This is a genomic window from Falsochrobactrum tianjinense (assembly GCF_019100495.1).
Lineage (GTDB): Bacteria > Pseudomonadota > Alphaproteobacteria > Rhizobiales > Rhizobiaceae > Brucella > Brucella tianjinense.
Window position 1 is genome coordinate 1,073,479 of sequence record NZ_JAHRVA010000001.1, and the last position, 19,573, is coordinate 1,093,051.

Sequence of the window (19,573 nt, forward strand, 5' to 3'; positions counted from 1 at the left end):
TAAACTCGGAATGGCGCAACGATGAGATCGAAGGGAAATTGCATGAAAGAGTGCAAGGCATGGATTGCCGGTGTATCCGGGACAAAATTGACGCCCGACGAAGTAGCATTCTTCCGTGATGAAAAGCCGTGGGGCTTCATCCTTTTTGCGCGCAATGTGGAAAGTTTCGAACAGCTTGCCGACCTGACGGCGCAAATGCGCGACCTGACCGGTCGTGCCCAGGCGCCGATCTTCATTGATCAGGAAGGCGGGCGCGTGCAGCGCCTGCGCTCGCCGCTGGTACCCAACTATCCGTCTGCCGCTGAAATCGGCGCGATCTATGACAGTGACCCGGAAGCCGGTCTGAGGGCTGCGTGGTTACAGGCGCGCCTGCATGCCTTTGATCTTTTGAAAGCAGGCGTGAATGTTGATTGCCTGCCCGTTCTGGATGTACCGATTGAAGGGGCGCATGATGTGATCGGCTCGCGCGCCTATTCCAGGAACCCGCATCATGTTGCTGAAATGGGCCGATCTGCGGCGGAAGGGTTGCTCGCAGGTGGCGTGCTGCCGGTCATGAAACATATGCCGGGTCATGGCCGGGCTTTCAGCGATACGCATAAGGAGCTTGCCCGCGTGGACGTACCGCTCAGCGAATTGGTCACCCATGATTTCATACCTTTCAGGGCATTGAATGACCTGCCAATGGCCATGACTGCGCATGTCGTCTTCGATTGTATCGACCCGGAGCGGCCTGCGACATTATCGCCAACAGTGATCGATACGGTCATCCGTGACATTATCCAGTTCGATGGGCTGATTATGAGTGACGATATTTCCATGAAAGCCTTGCAGGGCGAACTGGGCGATTTGGCAGAGGGCATAGTCAGTGCGGGTTGCGATATTGTTCTTTACTGCGCGGGCATTATGGAAGAGCTGATCACGGTTGCGGCGCGCGTGCCTGTCCTTGAAGGCAAGGCGAGGAAGCGTGCGGAGCTTGCGGAAGTCTATGCGGGCATCCCCGACCTTTCCGACGAGAAGGAATTGCGCGAAGAATTCGGCCAGATGTTTGAACTGATGGCGTAGCCGTCAAAACTTGATAAACTGGCAATGCAGATAGTACTTTATGGCAGGATAGCTTGACTGGATCAGGAACAGACACAGGGAGCAAAGCTGGTATCGTCGTGCCGATGGATTCCATGTGGCAAGGCGATAGCGGGCCTGCGGAAAGCGAGCCTTCGCTTCTCATTGATGTGCAGGGCTTTGAAGGCCCTCTCGATCTTCTCTTGCATCTCGCCCGCAGTCAGCGTGTCGATCTGTCACGCATTTCCGTTCTGGCGCTCACCGAGCAATATCTGGTGTTTGTTGAGCGTGCGCAGGCACTGCGCCTTGAGCTGGCCGCCGACTATCTGGTTATGGCTGCCTGGCTTGCCTATCTCAAGTCCCGGCTGCTGATCCCAAAGCAGCAAAACGATGAGGGCGTCACGAGCGAAGAATTAGTGGCATCGCTGCAATTTCGCCTCAAACGTCTTGAGGCTATGCGCGATGCTGCGGCAAAGCTGGTCAATCGCAATCGGCTGGGACGCGATTTTTTTGCGCGCGGCATGCCGGAAATGGTTGTCGTTGATCGTTCAAGCCAGTTTTCCGCTTCGTTGTACGAGCTTCTGACGGCCTACGCCTCGCAGCGACAGCGGCAAGCCGTAACGCATGTACAGATAGAAAAACGCGCCGTCTGGTCGCTCAAAGAGGCGCGTGCGGCGCTGATTCGCCTGATGGGAGCCAGCGGAGACTGGATTGCGCTCGATGGCTTTCTGATCAATTACGCGCTTTCGCCGCAGGAAAGAGCTTCCGCATTGGCAAGTTCTTTTGCTGCAAGCCTAGAATTGGTGCGGGAAGGCAAGCTGGAGGTTCGGCAGACCGCACCGTTTGAGCCGGTTTATATGCGGGTAGCGGGCAGTTTTAGCGAATTGAATGAGGACGACGATGTCTGAAGCAGAGCTTGCAATGGATGAATATGAAGAAGATATGCAGCCTTCCGCCTCGTCTATGCCTTTGGCAGACGCCGCACGGATGGTCGAAGCCATTATTTTTGCCTCCTCGGAACCCGTCTCCGAGCGGGCTTTAATTGAGCGTTTACCTGTAAATTTTGATCTGGGGGCCGTACTGCATCATTTGCAGAAAGTTTATGAAGGACGCGGCGTCCATCTGGTTCGGGTAGGGGCGGCTTGGGCCTTTCGCACTGCGCCGGATCTCGCTTTTCTTTTGAATCGGGAAACGGTGCAGCAGCGCAAGCTTTCCCGCGCGGCCATGGAAGTGCTTGCAATTATTGCTTATCACCAGCCTGTCACCCGTGCCGAACTTGAAGACATTCGTGGGGTGGAAACATCCAAGGGCACTCTTGATGTGCTGATGGAAACGGGGTGGGTCAAATTGCGAGGCCGCCGCCGGACGCCAGGGCGCCCTGTTACATATGGGACGACCGACGCATTTCTCGACCATTTCGGCTTGCCGGAGATACGGGACCTGCCGGGATTGGAGGAATTGCGCGGGGCAGGGCTGCTTTCTGCGCGTATACCGTCTGGTTTCGCAGTGCCGATTCCCAGTGTCGATCCCGACGAATTGACCGATGAGGAAGAGCCGCTGGAGGACATCAACCTTGAAGATTTGGGGTTGCTGGCGCCGCGCGGAGATTGATGCAATGCTTGAGTTGCAACAAATAAATTCGTTGTAACTTCGTTCACAGTCATACTTCCGTTTGAAAGATATGTTGAAAGCGCTTAAATCATATTCAGCAATACAGGAATGGGCCGCATATCAGCGGCGATGAGAGGAATGAAATGGGTAGCTTTTCTATCTGGCACTGGTTGATCGTTCTCGCGGTTGTGCTTCTTTTGTTTGGCCGTGGCAAGATCCCCGAACTGATGGGTGATGTCGCCAAGGGTATCAAGAATTTCAAGCACGGCATGTCTGAAGAAGACAAGGAAGACGCGCGCACGATTGACGCGAAAGCTGACGAAACCGTCAACGACGTCAAGAAGACGACGAAGTCCTGATCTGTTATGAAAACATGCTGCCTGCCATATGGGTGCGCAGCATGTTTTGCCATTGAATGTGCGGTTTTCCGCCGAAAGACGGGACGAGCGCGCCAGAAGCGCGGAGTATCAGATTATGCTCGATATCGGTTGGTCTGAACTGCTGGTAGTCGCAATCGTGTTGGTTGTGGTGGTTGGCCCCAAGGATTTGCCAAAGATGCTTAGGGCGTTTGGCAAGGCGACGGCGCGGATGCGCACCACGGCTAACGAATTCCGGCAGCAGTTCAATGAAGCCTTGAAGGAAGCTGAACTCGAAGACGTGAAGAATATCGTCGACGAGGCTCGCAAGCTCGACCCTCGGTCGAAGCTCACACAGGTATTCGATCCGATTCGCAGCGCCGGTGAGGATTTGCGCTCAAGCCTGAAATCGGCATCATCCACGTCACCCACAGAACCTGCAAAAGCGGCTGAGGTGACGACATCGGTCGATGCGAGTGACACTCCCGTTTCTACCGAGCTGCCCGCTGGAAAGCCTGCTGCGACTGCGAAAACGCCGCGCAAGAAGGCGGCTTCCAAAGCCGCAGGCGAAAAACCGGCAGCTATGAAGCGGCAAGCGTCGAAGGCAGCGGCGATTGCAAAGTCTGCTGCCGTAAAGCCTGCCGCGCCGGCTAGGAAGACAGCGAAAAAGACGACTGAAAAGACAGGAAGCAAAGCGTGAACCGGGACGAGGACGAAATTGAACAGAGCTCAGCTCCTCTGCTCGAACACCTGATCGAGCTGCGCCGCCGCCTGATCTGGGCGATCGTGGCGTTTTTCGTGGCTTTCATTTTCTGCTTTGCCTTGGCGAAACACCTCTTCAATCTGCTCGTCGTGCCTTATCAATGGGCGATCGACTGGGCAGGCATGGATCGCTCCAAGGCGGAATTGATCTATACCGCACCGCAGGAATTTTTCTTCACTCAGATCAAGGTGGCCATGTTTGGCGGTCTCGTTCTGGCCTTTCCGATCATCGCGGCGCAGATCTATAAATTTGTGGCGCCGGGTCTCTATAAGCATGAGCGGATGGCTTTTCTGCCATTTCTTATCGCTTCGCCAATCCTGTTCCTTATCGGCGGTGCGCTTGTTTATTTCTTCTTCACGCCCATGGTAATGTGGTTCTTTCTGGCCATGCAGCAAAGCGGCGGCGGCGGCGAAGTTCAAATTTCGCTCCTGCCCAAGGTCTCTGAATATCTCAGCCTCATTATGACGCTCATTTTTGCGTTCGGTCTGGTTTTTCAGTTGCCTGTGGTGACGAGCCTGATGGCACGGGTTGGACTGGTGACATCCGCGGGCCTGAAAGATAAGCGCAAATATGCCATCGTCATTGCTTTTGTGGTCGCCGCGGTGCTTACGCCGCCCGATCCTGCAAGCCAGATCGGCCTTGCCTTGCCGGCGATCCTTCTCTACGAGATTTCCATCATACTGGCTCGAATGATTGAGAAGCAGCGCGACCAAGCCAAGGCTGCGGCTGAAGCCGAAGACAGCGCCTCTACTTCCTGATCTACCTCTGTGAAACCTCGGGCCGCAAGCCTGTGCGGCCTTCATTCTATTAAACATGACGAAACGGTTTTTCCATGCTCGACATCAAATGGATTCGCGAAAATCCCGAAGCTCTTGACAAGGCGCTTGCCAAGCGCGGAGCAAATCCGCTTTCGTCCGAACTGATCGCGCTGGACGAAAAGCGCCGCGAACATGTGGGCAAGGTTCAGGCTGCACAGGAACGCCGCAATGCAGCGTCCAAGGAAATCGGCAAGGCCATGGCGCAGAAGAATGCCGCTACCGCCGAGAAGCTCAAGACGGAAGTGGGTGAACTCAAGTCTTTTCTATCCGAGGCCGAGGAAGAAGAGCGCCGCCTGATCAGGGAATTGAACGATGCGCTGTCGTGCATTCCCAATATTCCGCTTGATGATGTGCCACTTGGCCAGGATGAGGCGGATAATGTCGAAATCCGGCGTATCGGCGACCAGCATAATTTTGCGTTCCAGCCCAAGGAGCATTTTGAGCTGGGCGAAGCGCTTGGACTTATGGATTTTGAACGCGCGGCAAAGATCGCAGGTGCACGTTTCACGATCCTCAAAGGCGCATTGGCACGTCTTGAGCGCGCGCTCGGCCAGTTCATGCTCGATCTGCACACCACGCAGCATGGCTATATGGAGACCATGCCGCCGCTGATGGTACGCGATGAAGCTGTTTACGGTACGGGCCAACTGCCGAAATTTTCAGAAGACCTCTTTCGCACTACCGATGGCCGCTGGTTGATCCCGACAGCGGAAGTTCCGCTTACCAATCTGGTTGCGGATGAAATTGTCGATGTGAAGACGCTGCCACAACGCTATACAGCCTTGACGCCCTGCTTCCGTTCGGAAGCCGGATCAGCTGGCCGCGATACGCGCGGCATGCTGCGCCAGCACCAGTTCCTCAAGGTCGAGATGGTTTCGATCACCGACGCGGAAAGCGCAATTGACGAACATGAGCGCATGACCGCCTGCGCCGAAGAAGTGTTGAAGCGTCTTGGCTTGCCGTTCCGTACCGTTGTCCTTTGCACGGGCGATATGGGCTTTGGCGCGCAGAAAACCTACGATATTGAAGTATGGCTGCCGGGCCAGAACGCTTATCGCGAAATTTCGAGCTGCTCGGTCTGCGGTGATTTTCAGGGGCGCCGCATGAATGCGCGCTATCGTCCTGAAGGCGAAAAGGCAACCCGTTTCGTGCATACGCTCAACGGTTCGGGTGTTGCTGTCGGTCGCGCCTTGATCGCAGTGATGGAAAATTATCAGGAAGAAGACGGAAGCGTTCGCATTCCTGAAGCACTTCAGCCTTATATGGGTGGCCTCACGCGTATTGAAAAAGCCGCCTGACCAAATTTCCAGTCTCGATAAAGGAGTGAAGACGTGCGTATTCTTCTGACGAACGATGACGGTATCCATGCCGAGGGCCTCGCAGTTCTGGAGCGCATCGCACGCCAGCTCTCCGATGATGTCTGGGTGGTTGCGCCTGAAACGGACCAGAGCGGACTTGCTCACTCCCTGACGTTGTCGGAACCGCTGCGTCTTCGTCAGATCGACGACCGCCGCTTTGCTTTGCGCGGCACGCCAACTGATTGCGTCATCATGGGCGTGCGCCACGTCTTGCCCGAGCCGCCGGATTTGGTTCTGTCGGGTGTGAATTCCGGTGCGAATATGGCTGACGATGTGACCTATTCAGGTACTGTTGCCGGTGCCATGGAAGGAACATTGCTTGGCATTCGCGCCATCGCGCTTTCTCAAGAGTACGACTATGAAGGTGATCGGCGCATCGTTCCCTGGGAAACTGCCGAGGCTCATGCGCCTGCTCTGATCAAAAAGCTGATCAAGGCTGGCTGGCCCGAAGGCGTTCTGCTCAATCTCAATTTTCCCAACTGCGCGCCGGAAGAAGTCAAGGGCACGCGCGTAACCGCACAAGGCAAACTTAGCCACGATGCGCGGCTTGACGAACGTCGTGATGGACGCGGATTTCCTTATTTCTGGTTGCAGTTTGGCCGCACCAAGGCGGAAGTTGCGCAGGATAGCGATATTGCGGCAATCCGTGCGGATTACATTTCCGTCACTCCGCTGCATCTCGACCTGACGGCGCAGAAGGTACGCGCTGAATTGAGCAAGGTGCTTGAGGTCGAAGCATGAATCAGGCTGTGTCTGAACGCCAGCAGCTTTCGGACAGAGAAGGATTTGCATCCTTTGTTTTGCGCATGCGGGGGCGGGGTATTGATGATGCCCGCCTTTTTGGGGCAGTCGAATCGACGCCGCGCCAAAGCTTTCTGAGCGCATCCTGGTCGCATCTTGCCTATAGTCCGCGTACTGCCCCGCTCGATTGCGGTGCATATATGGAAGGCATTGACGATCAGGCACGCATTATTTCCGCGCTCCAATTGGAGTCAGGTCATCGTGTGCTTGAAATCGGCACGGGTTCCGGTTTTACCGCCGCTGTCATGGCGAGCCTTTCCGGTCGGGTGACTACGGTCGAACGCTATCGCAAACTGTGCGACCGCGCCTTGCAGCAGTTTGTTACGCTCAAGCGCGAAAATATCATGGTAAAACATGCCGATGGCCGTCATGGCTTTCCGGGCGGGCCATTTGACCGCATCGTTGTCTGGCTTGCCTGCGAAGAGGTGCCGCGCCAGTTTGTGGAACTTCTGGCAACTCATGGCGTCTTGATCGCTCCTGTTGGCCCCGGTGACGGTCAGCAGATTGTGACGCGCATCGCGAAAGTGGGAAGTCGTTTCGAGCAGGAAAACATCATGCCGGTGCGCTATCAGCCCTTTATAGAAGGGGTTTCAGCCGTGCTGTGAGCCTTCGCTGGAAGGTGCTTGTGTGATTATGGTGTCTAATTGATGAATTTTTTTGCGCGCAAATTTCGATTCTTAACCAGCGAGTAACATTAACGCGTTTTAATCAGTCCCAGTGAGTATCTAGAGTGTGGGCGAGTTGAACATGCGTTTTCCAATATTGCAGCATACGTCCGAGCGCCTTCTGCGGAATGCAGCCATCGTTCTGATTGCCGGGTTTGGTGCAGGATGCAGCGCCGATACGATGCGCTTTACCGATGGACTTTATACGGGTTCCACGTCCAGTCAGCGCGTCGTGCAGCAGTCCTCCAATAATGTCTATGCGTCCGCGCCAGTTGCTGCCGCGCAACCAGTTTCAAGCGGTTCGGTCCAGCGCAACAGCCTTCCGCCAGTCTCTTCCGCCCCTGTGGCCGCTGCCGCGACACAGGCGCAAAACCAGGTGTATGAAGCACAGAATACAGCCGCCAACCGCGTCAATAATGCCGCGGCAAATGCGGAAACCAGAGTGGTGAGTGCCGCTGGGGCGGCGAACAATGTCGCTGTTGGCACGAAGGTGCTGGGCCAGTTGCCCGCGACCGCAGACGGGGTTCCGCTGCCAGCCCCCAACACTGCCGCTGTCCCGGCGCCTGCGCCAGCTGCCAACAATGCACCGAAAACCGCTTCGGCGAGTGGCTATACGGTCAAGAGCGGAGATTCTCTTTTCTCTATTGCGCAAAAACACAGCGTTCCAGTCGAACAGTTGAAGAAGGCAAACGGCCTCACCAATGGGGCTATCCGCGTCGGGCAGTCACTGGTTATCCCTCCTGCCACTGGCGCTGCGACGCAAGTAGCCGCCGTCTCGCCGCAGCCGCAAAAGCCAGCGACTACCGGAAATGTAAAGACGGTTTCGGCGCCGCCAGACGCTGCGGACGTCAAGCCTTACACGCCGCCGCAGGCCAGCAACAAGGTCATTGAGGAAGCCGAAAAAGATCAGGCAGCTGTGCCGTCTTCCACCGGCATTTCGCAGATGCGCTGGCCAGTTCGTGGTCGCGTATTGGCAAGTTTTGGCCAGCGTGACGGCACGTCTGTCAATGACGGCATCGACATCATGGTTCCGGAAGGCACGTCGGTAAAGGCTGCTGAAAACGGGGTGGTCATCTATGCGGGTGATGGTTTGAAGGAGTTCGGCCAGACAGTTCTCATTCGCCATGATAATGGCCTTGTCACCGTCTACGGCCATAACAGCCAGATTCTGGTGCAGCGCGGCCAGAAGGTCCGTCGGGGCGAGAATATCGCTAAGTCCGGCATGAGCGGCAAGGCGAAATCACCGAAGCTCCATTTCGAGGTTCGCAAGGATTCATCGCCCGTTAATCCGGCTAAATATCTGGAATCCTGAGAAGATTAGAGCGTATCCCGAAAAGTGTGAAGCGGTTTTCGGATAAGATGCGAGTCAAAACAAATAAGAGCGTGAGAGCTTCAAAAAAGGCGGGTCAATGACCCGCCTTTTTTGATTACATCGTTTTTCCGAGCCGACCGGTAAGATCTTGAATATATTGCCATGCGACACGACCGGAGCGATTTCCGCGGGTGGTCGACCATTCCAGCGCTTCCGCATGCATTTTTTTCCGATCATAATCGAGCTTATAATGGGCCGCATAGCCGTCCACCATGTTCAGATAATCGTCCTGGTTGCATTTATGAAACCCAAGCCACAGGCCAAATCGATCGGATAGGGAAACCTTTTCCTCGATGGCTTCGGACGGATTGATCGCCGTCGAGCGTTCATTGTCGATCATATCGCGCGGCATGAGGTGACGGCGATTCGAGGTCGCATAGAAAATCACGTTACCCGGACGACCTTCCACGCCACCCTCAAGTGCTGCTTTCAGCGACTTGTAGGACGTATCGTCATGATCAAAGGAAAGATCGTCGCAAAACAGGATAAAGCGATAGGGCGCGTCTTTGATAAGGTTCATCAGCGCAGGCAGGCTGCCTATATCCTCGCGGTGAATCTCGATCAGCTTCAAAGGTGCCTGATTGGATAGTTCCGCATTGACGCTCGCCTGTGCGGCCTTGACGAGCGAAGATTTTCCCATGCCGCGCGCGCCCCAGAGCAGAACGTTGTTGGCCGGATAGCCTTTGGCGAAGCGGCGTGTATTATCCACCAACTGGTCGCGTACCAGATCGACGCCGCGAATGAGCGATATATCCACTCGATTGACGTTTTTGACTGGATCGAGCGTCAGGCGTTCGGGTGCCCAGACAAAGCAATCGGCGGCTTCAAGATCGGGAATCGCGGGTTGTGGCGGTGCGATGCGTTCGAGTGCGGCGATCAGGCGGTCAAGTTTCTGGCTGAGTATATTTTCGGTTGTCATTTAATGCCCTCAAGTGATGGACAGGGCTTAACATGCCACAGCTTACGGGAAAAGTGTGCGACCTTGGCGCGGTTGAGCCTTCGCCGGTTGCAATTGCCGCACCAACCATTGTAATGCCGTAAATAATTGTCTTCGTGATCTTAAAGGAGTTTCTGATGTTTGTAACACCGGCTTTTGCCCAGGCACCCGGCGGCGGCGCTTTCGGACCAGATATGCTCATGAGCATTCTGCCTTTCGTTCTTATTTTCGTAATCATGTATTTCCTTATCATCCGCCCGCAGCGCACGCAGATGAAGAAACGCCAGGAAATGCTGGCTGCTGTTCGCCGTGGCGATACGGTTGTGACTGGCGGCGGTATTGTCGGCAAGGTCCAGAAAGTCAACGATGACGGCGAAATCGAAATCGAAATCGCTGAAGGCGTCCGTATTCGGGTTCTGCGCAGCACTTTGATGGAAGTGCGCGTCAAAGGCGAGCCGGTAGCCGACAATAAGAGTAAGTAAGCTCTTTCAAGGAGCAACGGGGCTCCGGAAATCATCGGCCCTTTCGAGCTGGTCCCACACGCCTTTCGATGACCGGAGTTCGGCAAAGTGATGCATGGCGCGCAGCCATGCATATTCGCTGGAGAGCAATATGCAATTTGCGCTCTGGCTCCTTTGATTCAAGCCGAAACGGAATTGCCGCTCTATGCTTTATTTTTCACGTTGGAAAACGGCGCTGATCTGGCTGGCGGTCATTGTCAGCTTTATTATTGCATCCCCCAATTTTTTCTCGCGTGAAACATTGGCGAATCTGCCGGGTTTCCTGCCCAAACAGCAGGTTTCCCTTGGCCTTGATCTTTCTGGCGGCTCCCGTCTGGTTCTTCGGGTGCAGAATGCCGGCGAGGGTGATACAGCCCGCGCCGCCGCCATCATGCACCAGCGTCTTGAAGAGCTTGGCTATGGAAAACCCATTGTTGAGGAAGAGGGGCGCAACCGGATTCGCGTCGAGGTTCCAGGTCTTTATGACGCGCAGCTTCTCAAGGATATTCTCAGCATTCGCGGGGATTTGGCTTTCCGCGCCGTCGATGATTCCATGTCCTCGAATGACGCCATTCAGGGAATTCCGCCTGCCGATAGCGAGGTTGTCTATTCCTATGATGATCCCCCCATTGGATACCTGCTGAAGAAACAGCCGGTTTTCACCGGCGCGGATATCACCGATGCCAAAGCAACGCTATCGCCGGACGATGGCGAGCCGCTCATCACGCTGACGCTGGACGAGAAGGGCCGCAGCAATCTCGCCGCAGCGACCGGGCAGGCACTCGGCACGCGCTTTGCAATCGTGGTGGACAACCAGGTTGTTTCCGCACCGGTTGTAAATGAACCGCTTGATACCAGCGAATTGCTGATTTCTGGTGCGTTTGATTTGCCGTCTGCCAATAATATGGCCGTGGTTCTGCGCTCGGGTGCCTTACCGCAGGCCGTTTCGGTGCTTGAAGAACGCACGATTGCTTCCGCGCTTGGCGATGATTATGCGAGCGCCGCCATACTGGCCATCGTTCTTGCAGCAGTGCTTGTCGGCCTGTTTATGGTGCTTTCCTATGGCATCCTCGGCGTTATCGCCATGGTTGCCCTTCTCGCCAATATCATCATTCTGACTGCCATTTTGTCGATGATTGGAGCGTCGGTCAGCTTTGCGAGTATTGCTGGTCTCGTCCTTACCATCGGTATGGCGGTCGATGCGAATGTGCTCATTTATGAGCGCGTGCGCGAGGATCGCCGCAAGGGCTATTCCGTGGTACAGGCGATGGAATCGGGGTTCTATCGTGCGCTTTCGACCATTGTTGACGCCAATCTGACGACCCTGATTGCGGCGATGGTGTTGTTTCTGCTTGGTTCGGGCGCGGTGCACGGTTTTGCGCTGACAGTTGCCATCGGTATCGGCACAACGCTATTCACCACGCTGACTTTTACGCGTCTTCTCATTGCGCAATGGGTGCGGACAGCTAAGCCCAAGGAAGTGCCAAAGCGCCGCCTCAAACTCGTCCCTACGGTTACGAAAATTCCCTTCATGCGTCTCCAGTTCGTCACGCTGGGCATATCGGTTCTGGCCTGCGCTATCGTCGTCGCTCTGTTCGTCAATATCGGCTTCAACTATGGCATCGATTTCCGCGGCGGATCTATGGTCGAACTTCAGGCGCGTAGTGGCGACGCTGACCTTGTGGATATCAATGATCGCCTAGCCGAACTCAATATCGATAGCGCCCATGTCCTCCCCGCCGAATCGACCCGCTCGGCATTGTTGATCATTGGTAGCCAGGAAGTGGGCGACGATGCGGAGCAGACGGTTGCGGTCAAGCTGCGCGGTGAATTCGAGGAAGATTATTCATTCCGGCGCGTTGAAGTGGTCGGCCCTACCGTTTCCGAACAATTGTCGCGTGCAGGGTTGCTCGCCGTCATTCTTTCGCTGATCGGCATTTTTGCCTATGTCTGGGTTCGCTTCCGCTGGCAGCTCGCTCTTGGCGCGGTACTGTCGACCCTGCATGATGTCATCATTCTCGCGGGTATGTTCATCGTTTTCCGTATGGAGTTCAATCTGTGGAGCGTGGCCGCTATTCTGACGATTATCGGCTATTCTCTCAATGATACCATTGTGATCTATGATCGTGTGCGCGAAAATCTACGCCGCTATAAAAGCGCGCCCTTACCCGCAATCATCGATGCTTCCATCAATCAGACATTATCACGGACCCTGCTGACGTCCTTTGTCACTTTCATTGCGCATATTCCGCTCTATGTATTTGGAGGCGTGGATATTCGCAGTTTTGCGCTGGCGCTTAGCGTAGGCATCGTTGTGGCAAGCTACTCCTCCATTTTCATCGCAGCACCTCTCTTGGTGCAGTTTGGGCTCAAGCCGCGTGGGTCCGCAGATGACGATGGCGTGGGGGAGGATTTGGCGCAGTCACTCAATCTGGATAGCATGTAATGGCAAAAGGCATAGAAATCCGCGAAGCTCATTTTCCGGGCCGCGCACCTATTGATGCATATGGCAATGGCGGCTTTCGCTTTGCTGATATGTCGCACCGGGGATCGATTTTCTGCCTGCCGACGGGCATTCATGGCTGGGAGCCGCAGACGCCGCCGATCCTTTCGCGCCGGGACATCGACATGATTCTGGAACAGGCAGCGGATATCGAAATTCTTCTGGTCGGCACCGGGATGGATTTGCGGCGCATCCCCGAAGAGGTGCGCGCAGTCCTGCGCGCCCATCACATTTCATCCGACCCGATGAGCACAGGTGCCGCCGTGCGCACCTATAATGTGCTTCTGGCCGAAGATCGCGCAGTCGCGGCGGCGCTGCTTGCTGTAGACTGAAACCCATGAACCAGAATGAGGCACATTGCCTGACCCTTCTGCGCGAAGCGGACCGGGATCGTTATCTTAGCGTGCTCTATGCGCCCGCAGACAAGCGCGGCGCACTGGCGGCCCTTTATGCATTCAACGCCGAAATCGCCCGCATTCGTGACCTCGTGCATGAGCCGCTCCCCGGCGAGGTGCGCCTGCAATGGTGGCGCGATCTCATCAATGGAGAGGCGCGGGGAAGCGCCGATGCAAGCCCGATAGCAGCGGCATTGATCGCAGCAATCGAAAAATACGATCTGCCGCGCATTGCGTTCGACAATTATTGTGAGGCGCGTATCTTCGATCTTTACGACGATCCCATGCCGAGCCGCAACGATCTGGAAGGTTACTGCGGGGAAACGGCATCGGCTTTGGTCCAGCTTGCGGGTTTCATTCTGGACCGCGATGCGGCGCAGTCGCATACGGAAACAATCGGCCATGCCGGCGTTGCGCAGGCCGTGACCGGTTTGATGCGCCTTTTGCCGGTCCATCGGCGGCGCGGCCAGCTTTATGCACCTGCCGATATGCTCCAGGCCGTTGGCGTCACGCGTGGGGCGATGCTGGGGAATGAGGATCATTCCGCGCATGAACGCGTAATCCGCGCCATGCTGGCCTTGGCGCGCGAGCATTTCGCCATCTTCGAAAAGGCGAAGAAAGACTTACCCAAAAGCCTTGGTCCGGCATTTCTGCCGATGGCGCTCATTCCCGCTTATCTGAAGGCAATCGAGCGATTGGGTGACAAAGCTGCCGAGCGAGTGGCCGATCTTTCGCCCATCCGCAAGCAGTGGCTGATACTGCGCGCGAATTTCCAGAACTAATCGGCGATTCCCAGCCATTTGCGGCAATCGGCCAGTGCGCGGGCAGAAAGCGCCTGCTTCTTGGCGATAGTCTTTTCCTTGCCGCGCAGGCGCTTGCCTTCAGGTTTTGGCACGTCCACGGGCGGAAAAAGTCCGAAATTGACATTCATTGGCTGGAACGAGCGCTTGCCTGGTTCGTCCTCTGCCACAATATGTCCGCCCGTAATATGACCTAGCAATGCACCGAAAGCGGTTGTGACCGGCGGCGGAGTAAACGCAACTCCGAGTTTTTCCGCAGCGGTAAAACGCCCCGCCAGCAGGCCGATGGCTGAGGATTCGACATAGCCCTCGCAGCCGGTAATCTGACCGGCAAAGCGCAAGGAGGGGCGGGATTTGAGCCGCAACACATTATCCAGCAACACCGGTGAATTGAGGTAGGTGTTGCGATGCAGTCCGCCCAGCCGGGCGAATTCTGCGTTCTCAAGCCCAGGAATCATACGCAATATATTGGTCTGTGCACCATATTTCAGTTTCGTCTGAAAGCCCACCATATTGTAGAGCGTGCCAAGCGCATTGTCCTGCCGCAACTGCACGACCGCATAGGGCTTGACCGTGGGATTATGCGCATTGGTCAGTCCCATCGGCTTCATCGGGCCGTGGCGTAGCGTTTCCGCGCCGCGTTCGGCCATCACTTCGATCGGCAGGCAGCCATCGAAATAAGGCGTGCCTTCCCATTCCTTGAAGTCGGTCTTGTCGCCTTCGATGAGCGCCGCAATGAATGCCTCATACTGCTCCTTGCTCATCGGGCAGTTGATGTAATCCTTGCCCGTGCCGCCGGGGCCAACCTTGTCATAACGAGACTGGAACCAGCAAATATCCATATTGATCGAATCGAAATGGATGATGGGTGCAATCGCATCGAAAAAGGCCAGCGCATCTGAGTCGGTTTCTGCGCTGATGCTTTCGGCCAGGGCAGGAGCAGTCAGGGGACCGGTGGCAATGATCGTTGTTCCCCATTCTTCTGGGGGCAGACCAGCAATTTCTTCGCGTTCGATGGTTATCAGCGGATGGGCTTCCAGCTTTTCTGTGACCGCTTGCGAAAAACCGTCCCGATCTACAGCAAGCGCGCCGCCAGCGGGAACTTGATGGGCATCGGCGCACGCCATAATCAGCGAGTCGGCCAGACGCATTTCCGCGTGCAATACGCCAACGGCATTGGTTTGCGCATCATCCGAGCGGAACGAATTCGAGCAGACGAGTTCCGCAAGTTGCTCTGTCTTGTGGGCATCGGTACCGCGAACGGGACGCATCTCGTGCAACACGACGGGAATGCCTGCGCGCGCGATCTGCCATGCGGCTTCGGACCCGGCGAGGCCGCCGCCGACAATGTGAATGGGAGAGGAAGCACTATCTTGTGACATGGCGAATTCTTTATCTCCTTTAAAGGCGGTCTTCAATGGGAGAGAGGCAGGAGATTTCGCGATCACAAAAACAAATGGCATCCGTCGTGGGAGGAACGACGGATGCCATTATTGTAAGACCGGCATTGGGAGGAGGAGAAGCCGGTCTTGTTACCGCAAAATATGGGAGGAATATCTTGCGATGTGCCGGACCTGATGGGAGGAGGATTCAGGTCCGGAAATTCGAAGTTCGATTAACGATGCTTGGGCTGGCGTGCGACATGCGGAATATCGGCGCGGGAAATACCCAGATCGTTGAGTTCGCGAGTCGAAAGCTGGCTCAGCTCATTGACGGTCTCGCGGTAACGGCGCCAGTTATTGTAAGAGCGAAAAAGGTTCATGGTGCTATTCCTTCACGGTTGAGGAACTGGTGTTCGGTTCAATTCATCTCGTTTGTTGCCCATGATATAAGCCATTGTTTTCAAAGCTTGTAGGGCCGAGTTTGCATAGCTGCCCTGCTGGGCATGCAAGCCATGCTAAATCGATTAGAACAGCCGGGCACAAATCTGCCGCAAAGCGATTGGTTCTATCTGCTTGCTGGCGGCGCAGTTTCCTGTATGTTCTCAAATATTTGGAACTATAATTTGCAGGCGCGCCGATATTCAGGAGATGTTTTGTCGTTTTCAATTTCCGTAGAACGCCTCGTTGACCGATGGCAGCATGACGGTCTCATCGATGGGGAAACCGCATCGCGCCTTCATGCCGACCTTGAAAAGAGCGCACCACGTTTCAGCCTCGGTGCGGTGCTGGCCAGTCTTGGCGGGCTTTTGCTTGGGGCCGCCGTCATCATGCTTGTCGCTGCCAACTGGCAGGATATGCCGCGACTCATGCGCATTGGTCTGGTATTCGCTCTGATCTGGGCAGGCTATCTGGGCGGCGCGTGGCGGCAATCGCGTGGCGACAGAATCCTGCCGCCCGCTCTTTATATCGTGGGCGCGGCATCATTTGGCGCAGGCATAGCACTTGTTGGTCAGATGTATCATATGTCAGGCGATATGCAGTCGGCTGCAATCCTTTGGGCGGGAGGTGTTCTTGTATCTTCCTTTCTCTTGCGTGCACCCGTGCTGGCGGCGTTTGGGGCCGGGGTGGCATGTTTCTACCTGTCCACATATATGATCGATCCCGCTTATGGCGATCTGACTTATCGCTGGGCAGGGCCCTTGCTGGCTCTGACCGGCATTATAACCGCGCTTTTTACCCGCTCCCGGCACGCGGCTCACCTTTGGGCGCTGTTCGTCATCGGTTGGGCGGTGCTGATTTATAGCGAAAATGAAAGCCGCGCCGTTTTGGCATCAATGATTATCGCAGGCATCGCATTGATGATGGCCGATGCATTTGCCCATGAATCGCTTCAGAAGCTGACCCGTTTTGCGCATCCTCTGGCATCTTATGGTTTGCTTCTGGCGCTTTTAGCGCTTGGTATTCTGCAAATGGACCGTCTGTTTTCATCCACGGCCTATGGCATGCTGACCAATGACGTCTTGTGCGGAATCCTGATTCTCGCGCTTTCAGTGGGCGCGCTTGCGCTGTGCGGGCGGAAAAACGGTGGCTTGCGTTCCATCGCCTACGCGGCTTTTTCGGTGGAAGTGCTTTATCTGGCTTTTGCCACAGTTGGCTCGATGATCGGCACATCGGGTTTCTTTCTTACGGCAGGCGTTTTGGTGCTGCTTCTCGCAGCCTTCGTGCGCCGCATGGAGAAGCGTTTCGGGCATGCACATGCCAATGGAGGCCGGCCATGAAAATGTTTCCGCGCAAATGGCTTTATGCCGGAGCAGCAACTGCTGCAATGTTGCAGACAGGAATTCTCTATGCCGGAATCGAGAAACGGGCGACGGTGCTGCGTTCGGGCCATGAAGTCGTGTTGCAGACCGAACCTGTTGATCCACGAGACTTGATGCGCGGCGATTATGTGAACTTGCGCTATGAAATCTCGGCTGTTTCTCGCAGGGATATTCAAGGTCAGCCTGCACAAGGGGCCCGTTCTGTTTATGTCGTCCTGAAAGCTGGAGAGAACGGTGTCTGGCATTTCTCCCGGGCGTCATTTGCGCCTTTTGATGATTTGGCTTCTGGCGAGGTGCAGATTCGGGGAGACACTACCTATCCCATTTCGGATGTTCCGAACGCGGCAATCCATCTTCGCTACGGTATTGAGCGCTATTACGTACCCGAAGGTGAGGGACGCGCAATCGAGAACAGCCAGCGCGCGCTCAAGATAACAGCGGTCGTGGCGATTGATGAGGCCGGCAAGGCGGTAATGAAAGCGCTGCGAGACGACGGGCGGCAGCTTTATGAGGAGCCGCTTTACTGATCGCTTGGGCGGACTTGGCTCCTCTCGCCAAAACGCTATATAGAGAGGTACGCAGCCATGCGCGCTGGCTTAATGGATCGTGAGCCGGGAAAGCTGTCAGTTCAATGCAGGAAGCATGGCTTTTTTCCTTTGAACCGGCAAAATTGAATGATATAGAGACGCGCGCTTTCGAGGGCGGTTCAATTTCTGAGACGGATTTGTTGCGTTCGAATGAATGCTGTTTGGCTCAGAGGCGGATGTGGCGAAATTGGTAGACGCACCAGATTTAGGTTCTGGCGGGAGACCGTGGGGGTTCGAGTCCCTCCATCCGCACCAACTGCCATAAGGCAAAGGAATTTCTCTCCCGCGACGAGGCAGATAAGCCGATGACGGCGGGACAATGACAGAAGTGAAGGTTTGACATGCAGGTTACCGAAACGCTCAATGAAGGGCTGAAGCGCGAGATTAAAGTCGTGGTTCCGGCCGGAGATCTCGAAGCCAAGCTCGCTGAGCGGCTCGAAACCGCTCGCGGCAACGCACGCATCAACGGCTTCCGCCCGGGTAAGGTGCCGGCAGCTCATCTGCGCAAGATGTACGGCAAATCCTTCATGGCCGAGATCGTCAACGAGATCCTCAACGATTCCTCGCGTTCGATTCTCGCCGACCGTAACGAAAAGTCGGCAACGCAGCCCGAAGTAATCATGTCGGAAGACGAAAAAGAGGCTGAACAGGTTCTCGACGGCAAGGCCGATTTCGTTTTCTCGCTGAATTACGAAGTTCTGCCGGCTATCGAAGTCAAGGACTTCTCCAAGATTGCCGTGACTCGCGAAGTCGTCGACATTCCCGATGAAGAAGTTGACGAGCAGGTCAAGCGTATCGCTTCTTCGACCCGTACCTTCGAAACCAAGAAGGGCAAGGCGGAGAACGAAGATCGCGTGACGGTCGATTACCTCGGCAAGCTTGATGGCGAGCCGTTCGAAGGCGGCGCCGACAACGATGCGCAGCTCGTTCTTGGTTCCGGCCAGTTCATTCCGGGCTTTGAAGAACAGCTCGTCGGCGTCAAGGCCGGTGACGAAAAGGTCATCAATGTGACATTCCCGGCGGAATACGGCGCTGCGCATCTCGCTGGCAAGGAAGCCACCTTCGACATCAAGGTGAAGGAAGTTGCCAAGCCGAACGAACTGGAACTCAATGACGAAACCGCTAAGAAGCTCGGCATCGAGACGCTTGAGCGCTTGCGCGAGGTTGTTCGCGAACAGATCGAGAGCCAATATGGCCAGATCACGCGCCAGAAGGTGAAGCGCCAGATTCTTGACGCTCTTGATGGCGATTATCAGTTCGAAACGCCGCAGAAGCTTGTCGATGCCGAATTCAACAATATCTGGCAGCAGATTAATTTCGATCTGCAACAGGCTGGACGTACCTTTGAAGACGAAGACACGACCGAAGAAGCCGCGCGCGAAGAGTATCGCAAGCTCGCCGAACGCCGCGTTCGTCTTGGTCTCGTTTTGTCAGAAATCGGCGAAAAGGCTGGCGTTGAAGTTTCGGAAGAGGAATTGCAGCGCGCAGTCTATGATCAGGTTCGTCGCTATCCGGGTCAGGAAAAGGAAATCTACGAATTCCTGCGCAAGACGCCGGATGCCGTGGCTAACCTCCGCGCCCCGATCTTCGAAGAAAAAGTTGTCGACCATCTGCTCGCCAATATCGACGTAACCGACAAGAAGGTCACTAAGGAAGAGCTGACGGCAGAAGAAGACGAAGATACTGTTTCGGAAGCTAAGCCTGCAAAGAAGGCTGCACCGAAGAAAAAGGCCGCTCCGAAGAAAAAGGCCGACGAAGGCAAGTCTGAAGAAGCTTGATCGGCTCCTTCTCGATGAATATGGATTGGCCGCGCAATGCGCGGCCTTTTCGTTTTCAGTTCCTGAAA

General features: G+C 55.5%; 20 protein-coding genes and 1 tRNA gene. 18 read left to right on the forward strand and 3 right to left on the reverse strand.

The window, feature by feature from the left end; all coding sequences use genetic code 11:
- Window positions 1-42 precede the first annotated feature (42 nt).
- The 10 genes from nagZ to dipM all read left to right on the forward strand — a co-directional run bounded on the left by nagZ (window position 43) and on the right by dipM (window position 8,743).
- Window positions 43-1,062 carry a beta-N-acetylhexosaminidase gene (gene nagZ / locus KUG47_RS05150; RefSeq protein WP_217676828.1) on the forward strand — a complete coding sequence of 340 codons (1,020 nt, stop codon included), beginning with the start codon at window positions 43-45 and terminating at the stop codon, window positions 1,060-1,062.
- A gap of 104 nt (window positions 1,063-1,166) precedes the next feature.
- Complete coding sequence (locus tag KUG47_RS05155; protein ID WP_217676990.1) at window positions 1,167-1,967, forward strand: segregation and condensation protein A; 801 nt, start codon at window positions 1,167-1,169, stop codon at window positions 1,965-1,967.
- Window positions 1,968-1,980: 13 nt separating this feature from the next.
- A complete protein-coding gene (scpB, locus tag KUG47_RS05160) occupies window positions 1,981-2,670 on the forward strand; it encodes an SMC-Scp complex subunit ScpB (RefSeq protein ID WP_422718059.1) in 690 nt (229 codons plus the stop codon).
- Between the two features lie 143 nt (window positions 2,671-2,813).
- Complete coding sequence (locus KUG47_RS05165; RefSeq protein ID WP_217676830.1) at window positions 2,814-3,029, forward strand: twin-arginine translocase TatA/TatE family subunit; 216 nt, start codon at window positions 2,814-2,816, stop codon at window positions 3,027-3,029.
- A 115-nt stretch (window positions 3,030-3,144) separates the two neighbouring features.
- On the forward strand, window positions 3,145-3,726 hold the full coding sequence (gene tatB / locus KUG47_RS05170) for a Sec-independent protein translocase protein TatB (protein WP_217676831.1): 582 nt from the start codon (window positions 3,145-3,147) through the stop codon (window positions 3,724-3,726).
- Entirely contained in the window at window positions 3,723-4,547 is an 825-nt protein-coding gene (gene tatC, locus KUG47_RS05175; RefSeq protein ID WP_217676832.1) for a twin-arginine translocase subunit TatC, read from the forward strand. Before tatB ends, tatC begins: the two co-directional genes overlap by 4 nt.
- Before the next feature lie 74 nt (window positions 4,548-4,621).
- Entirely contained in the window at window positions 4,622-5,905 is a 1,284-nt protein-coding gene (gene serS / locus KUG47_RS05180; RefSeq protein WP_217676833.1) for a serine--tRNA ligase, read from the forward strand.
- A 33-nt stretch (window positions 5,906-5,938) separates the two neighbouring features.
- Window positions 5,939-6,706 carry a 5'/3'-nucleotidase SurE gene (gene surE / locus KUG47_RS05185; RefSeq protein WP_217676834.1) on the forward strand — a complete coding sequence of 256 codons (768 nt, stop codon included), beginning with the start codon at window positions 5,939-5,941 and terminating at the stop codon, window positions 6,704-6,706.
- Complete coding sequence (locus KUG47_RS05190; protein WP_217676835.1) at window positions 6,703-7,371, forward strand: protein-L-isoaspartate(D-aspartate) O-methyltransferase; 669 nt, start codon at window positions 6,703-6,705, stop codon at window positions 7,369-7,371. The genes surE and KUG47_RS05190 overlap by 4 nt, the downstream gene beginning before the upstream one ends.
- Window positions 7,372-7,513: 142 nt before the next feature.
- The gene (gene dipM / locus KUG47_RS05195) at window positions 7,514-8,743 is read left to right on the forward strand and encodes a cell division endopeptidase DipM (protein WP_254799277.1); all 1,230 of its coding nucleotides are present in this window, start codon (window positions 7,514-7,516) and stop codon (window positions 8,741-8,743) included.
- 115 nt (window positions 8,744-8,858) lie between these two features.
- Here the strand turns inward: dipM and KUG47_RS05200 are convergent, their stop codons facing one another.
- A complete protein-coding gene (locus KUG47_RS05200; RefSeq protein ID WP_217676837.1) occupies window positions 8,859-9,722 on the reverse strand; it encodes an ATP-binding protein in 864 nt (287 codons plus the stop codon).
- A gap of 155 nt (window positions 9,723-9,877) precedes the next feature.
- Between KUG47_RS05200 and yajC the strand changes: the two genes are divergently transcribed.
- The 4 genes from yajC (at window position 9,878) to KUG47_RS05220 (ending at window position 13,920) form a co-directional block, all read left to right on the forward strand.
- Window positions 9,878-10,222: a preprotein translocase subunit YajC gene (gene yajC, locus KUG47_RS05205; RefSeq protein WP_217676838.1), complete on the forward strand. Its 345-nt coding sequence runs from the start codon at window positions 9,878-9,880 to the stop codon at window positions 10,220-10,222.
- A 184-nt stretch (window positions 10,223-10,406) separates the two neighbouring features.
- Window positions 10,407-12,686, forward strand: a complete 2,280-nt coding sequence (gene secDF / locus KUG47_RS05210; RefSeq protein WP_217676839.1) for a protein translocase subunit SecDF — start codon at window positions 10,407-10,409, stop codon at window positions 12,684-12,686.
- A complete protein-coding gene (locus KUG47_RS05215) occupies window positions 12,686-13,075 on the forward strand; it encodes an Mth938-like domain-containing protein (protein ID WP_217676840.1) in 390 nt (129 codons plus the stop codon). Before secDF ends, KUG47_RS05215 begins: the two co-directional genes overlap by 1 nt.
- Before the next feature lie 5 nt (window positions 13,076-13,080).
- A complete protein-coding gene (locus tag KUG47_RS05220) occupies window positions 13,081-13,920 on the forward strand; it encodes a phytoene/squalene synthase family protein (protein WP_217676841.1) in 840 nt (279 codons plus the stop codon).
- Here KUG47_RS05220 and trmFO read toward each other — a convergent pair.
- Both trmFO and KUG47_RS05230 read right to left on the reverse strand, forming a co-directional pair.
- Complete coding sequence (gene trmFO, locus KUG47_RS05225; RefSeq protein WP_217676842.1) at window positions 13,917-15,320, reverse strand: methylenetetrahydrofolate--tRNA-(uracil(54)-C(5))-methyltransferase (FADH(2)-oxidizing) TrmFO; 1,404 nt, start codon at window positions 15,318-15,320, stop codon at window positions 13,917-13,919. The two genes, KUG47_RS05220 and trmFO, sit on opposite strands and share 4 nt — an antisense overlap.
- Window positions 15,321-15,553: 233 nt before the next feature.
- A complete protein-coding gene (locus KUG47_RS05230) occupies window positions 15,554-15,700 on the reverse strand; it encodes a DUF1127 domain-containing protein (protein WP_217676843.1) in 147 nt (48 codons plus the stop codon).
- 273 nt (window positions 15,701-15,973) lie between these two features.
- Between KUG47_RS05230 and KUG47_RS05235 the strand changes: the two genes are divergently transcribed.
- The 4 genes from KUG47_RS05235 to tig all read left to right on the forward strand — a co-directional run bounded on the left by KUG47_RS05235 (window position 15,974) and on the right by tig (window position 19,505).
- The gene (locus tag KUG47_RS05235; RefSeq protein WP_217676844.1) at window positions 15,974-17,098 is read left to right on the forward strand and encodes a DUF2157 domain-containing protein; all 1,125 of its coding nucleotides are present in this window, start codon (window positions 15,974-15,976) and stop codon (window positions 17,096-17,098) included.
- Window positions 17,095-17,667, forward strand: a complete 573-nt coding sequence (locus KUG47_RS05240; RefSeq protein WP_422718052.1) for a GDYXXLXY domain-containing protein — start codon at window positions 17,095-17,097, stop codon at window positions 17,665-17,667. The genes KUG47_RS05235 and KUG47_RS05240 overlap by 4 nt, the downstream gene beginning before the upstream one ends.
- 232 nt (window positions 17,668-17,899) lie before the next feature.
- Window positions 17,900-17,982 (forward strand) — tRNA-Leu (locus KUG47_RS05245).
- An 86-nt stretch (window positions 17,983-18,068) separates the two neighbouring features.
- Window positions 18,069-19,505, forward strand: a complete 1,437-nt coding sequence (tig, locus tag KUG47_RS05250; protein ID WP_217676845.1) for a trigger factor — start codon at window positions 18,069-18,071, stop codon at window positions 19,503-19,505.
- Window positions 19,506-19,573: the final 68 nt, after the last annotated feature.

Bases quoted from the DNA above. Each gene is read 5' to 3' on its own strand.
- nagZ (WP_217676828.1), top strand. From the start codon at position 43: ATGAAAGAGTGCAAGGCATGGATTGCCGGTGTATCCGGGACAAAATTG.
- KUG47_RS05240 (WP_422718052.1), top strand. From the start codon at position 17,095: ATGAAAATGTTTCCGCGCAAATGGCTTTATGCCGGAGCAGCAACTGCT.
- tig (WP_217676845.1), top strand. From the start codon at position 18,069: ATGCAGGTTACCGAAACGCTCAATGAAGGGCTGAAGCGCGAGATTAAA.
- KUG47_RS05215 (WP_217676840.1), top strand. From the start codon at position 12,686: ATGGCAAAAGGCATAGAAATCCGCGAAGCTCATTTTCCGGGCCGCGCA.
- trmFO (WP_217676842.1), bottom strand. From the start codon at position 15,320: ATGTCACAAGATAGTGCTTCCTCTCCCATTCACATTGTCGGCGGCGGC.
- secDF (WP_217676839.1), top strand. From the start codon at position 10,407: ATGCTTTATTTTTCACGTTGGAAAACGGCGCTGATCTGGCTGGCGGTC.
- KUG47_RS05190 (WP_217676835.1), top strand. From the start codon at position 6,703: ATGAATCAGGCTGTGTCTGAACGCCAGCAGCTTTCGGACAGAGAAGGA.
- tatB (WP_217676831.1), top strand. From the start codon at position 3,145: ATGCTCGATATCGGTTGGTCTGAACTGCTGGTAGTCGCAATCGTGTTG.
- yajC (WP_217676838.1), top strand. From the start codon at position 9,878: ATGTTTGTAACACCGGCTTTTGCCCAGGCACCCGGCGGCGGCGCTTTC.
- KUG47_RS05200 (WP_217676837.1), bottom strand. From the start codon at position 9,722: ATGACAACCGAAAATATACTCAGCCAGAAACTTGACCGCCTGATCGCC.
- KUG47_RS05230 (WP_217676843.1), bottom strand. From the start codon at position 15,700: ATGAACCTTTTTCGCTCTTACAATAACTGGCGCCGTTACCGCGAGACC.
- KUG47_RS05165 (WP_217676830.1), top strand. From the start codon at position 2,814: ATGGGTAGCTTTTCTATCTGGCACTGGTTGATCGTTCTCGCGGTTGTG.
- dipM (WP_254799277.1), top strand. From the start codon at position 7,514: ATGCGTTTTCCAATATTGCAGCATACGTCCGAGCGCCTTCTGCGGAAT.
- KUG47_RS05220 (WP_217676841.1), top strand. From the start codon at position 13,081: ATGAACCAGAATGAGGCACATTGCCTGACCCTTCTGCGCGAAGCGGAC.
- KUG47_RS05155 (WP_217676990.1), top strand. From the start codon at position 1,167: ATGGATTCCATGTGGCAAGGCGATAGCGGGCCTGCGGAAAGCGAGCCT.
- scpB (WP_422718059.1), top strand. From the start codon at position 1,981: ATGGATGAATATGAAGAAGATATGCAGCCTTCCGCCTCGTCTATGCCT.
- serS (WP_217676833.1), top strand. From the start codon at position 4,622: ATGCTCGACATCAAATGGATTCGCGAAAATCCCGAAGCTCTTGACAAG.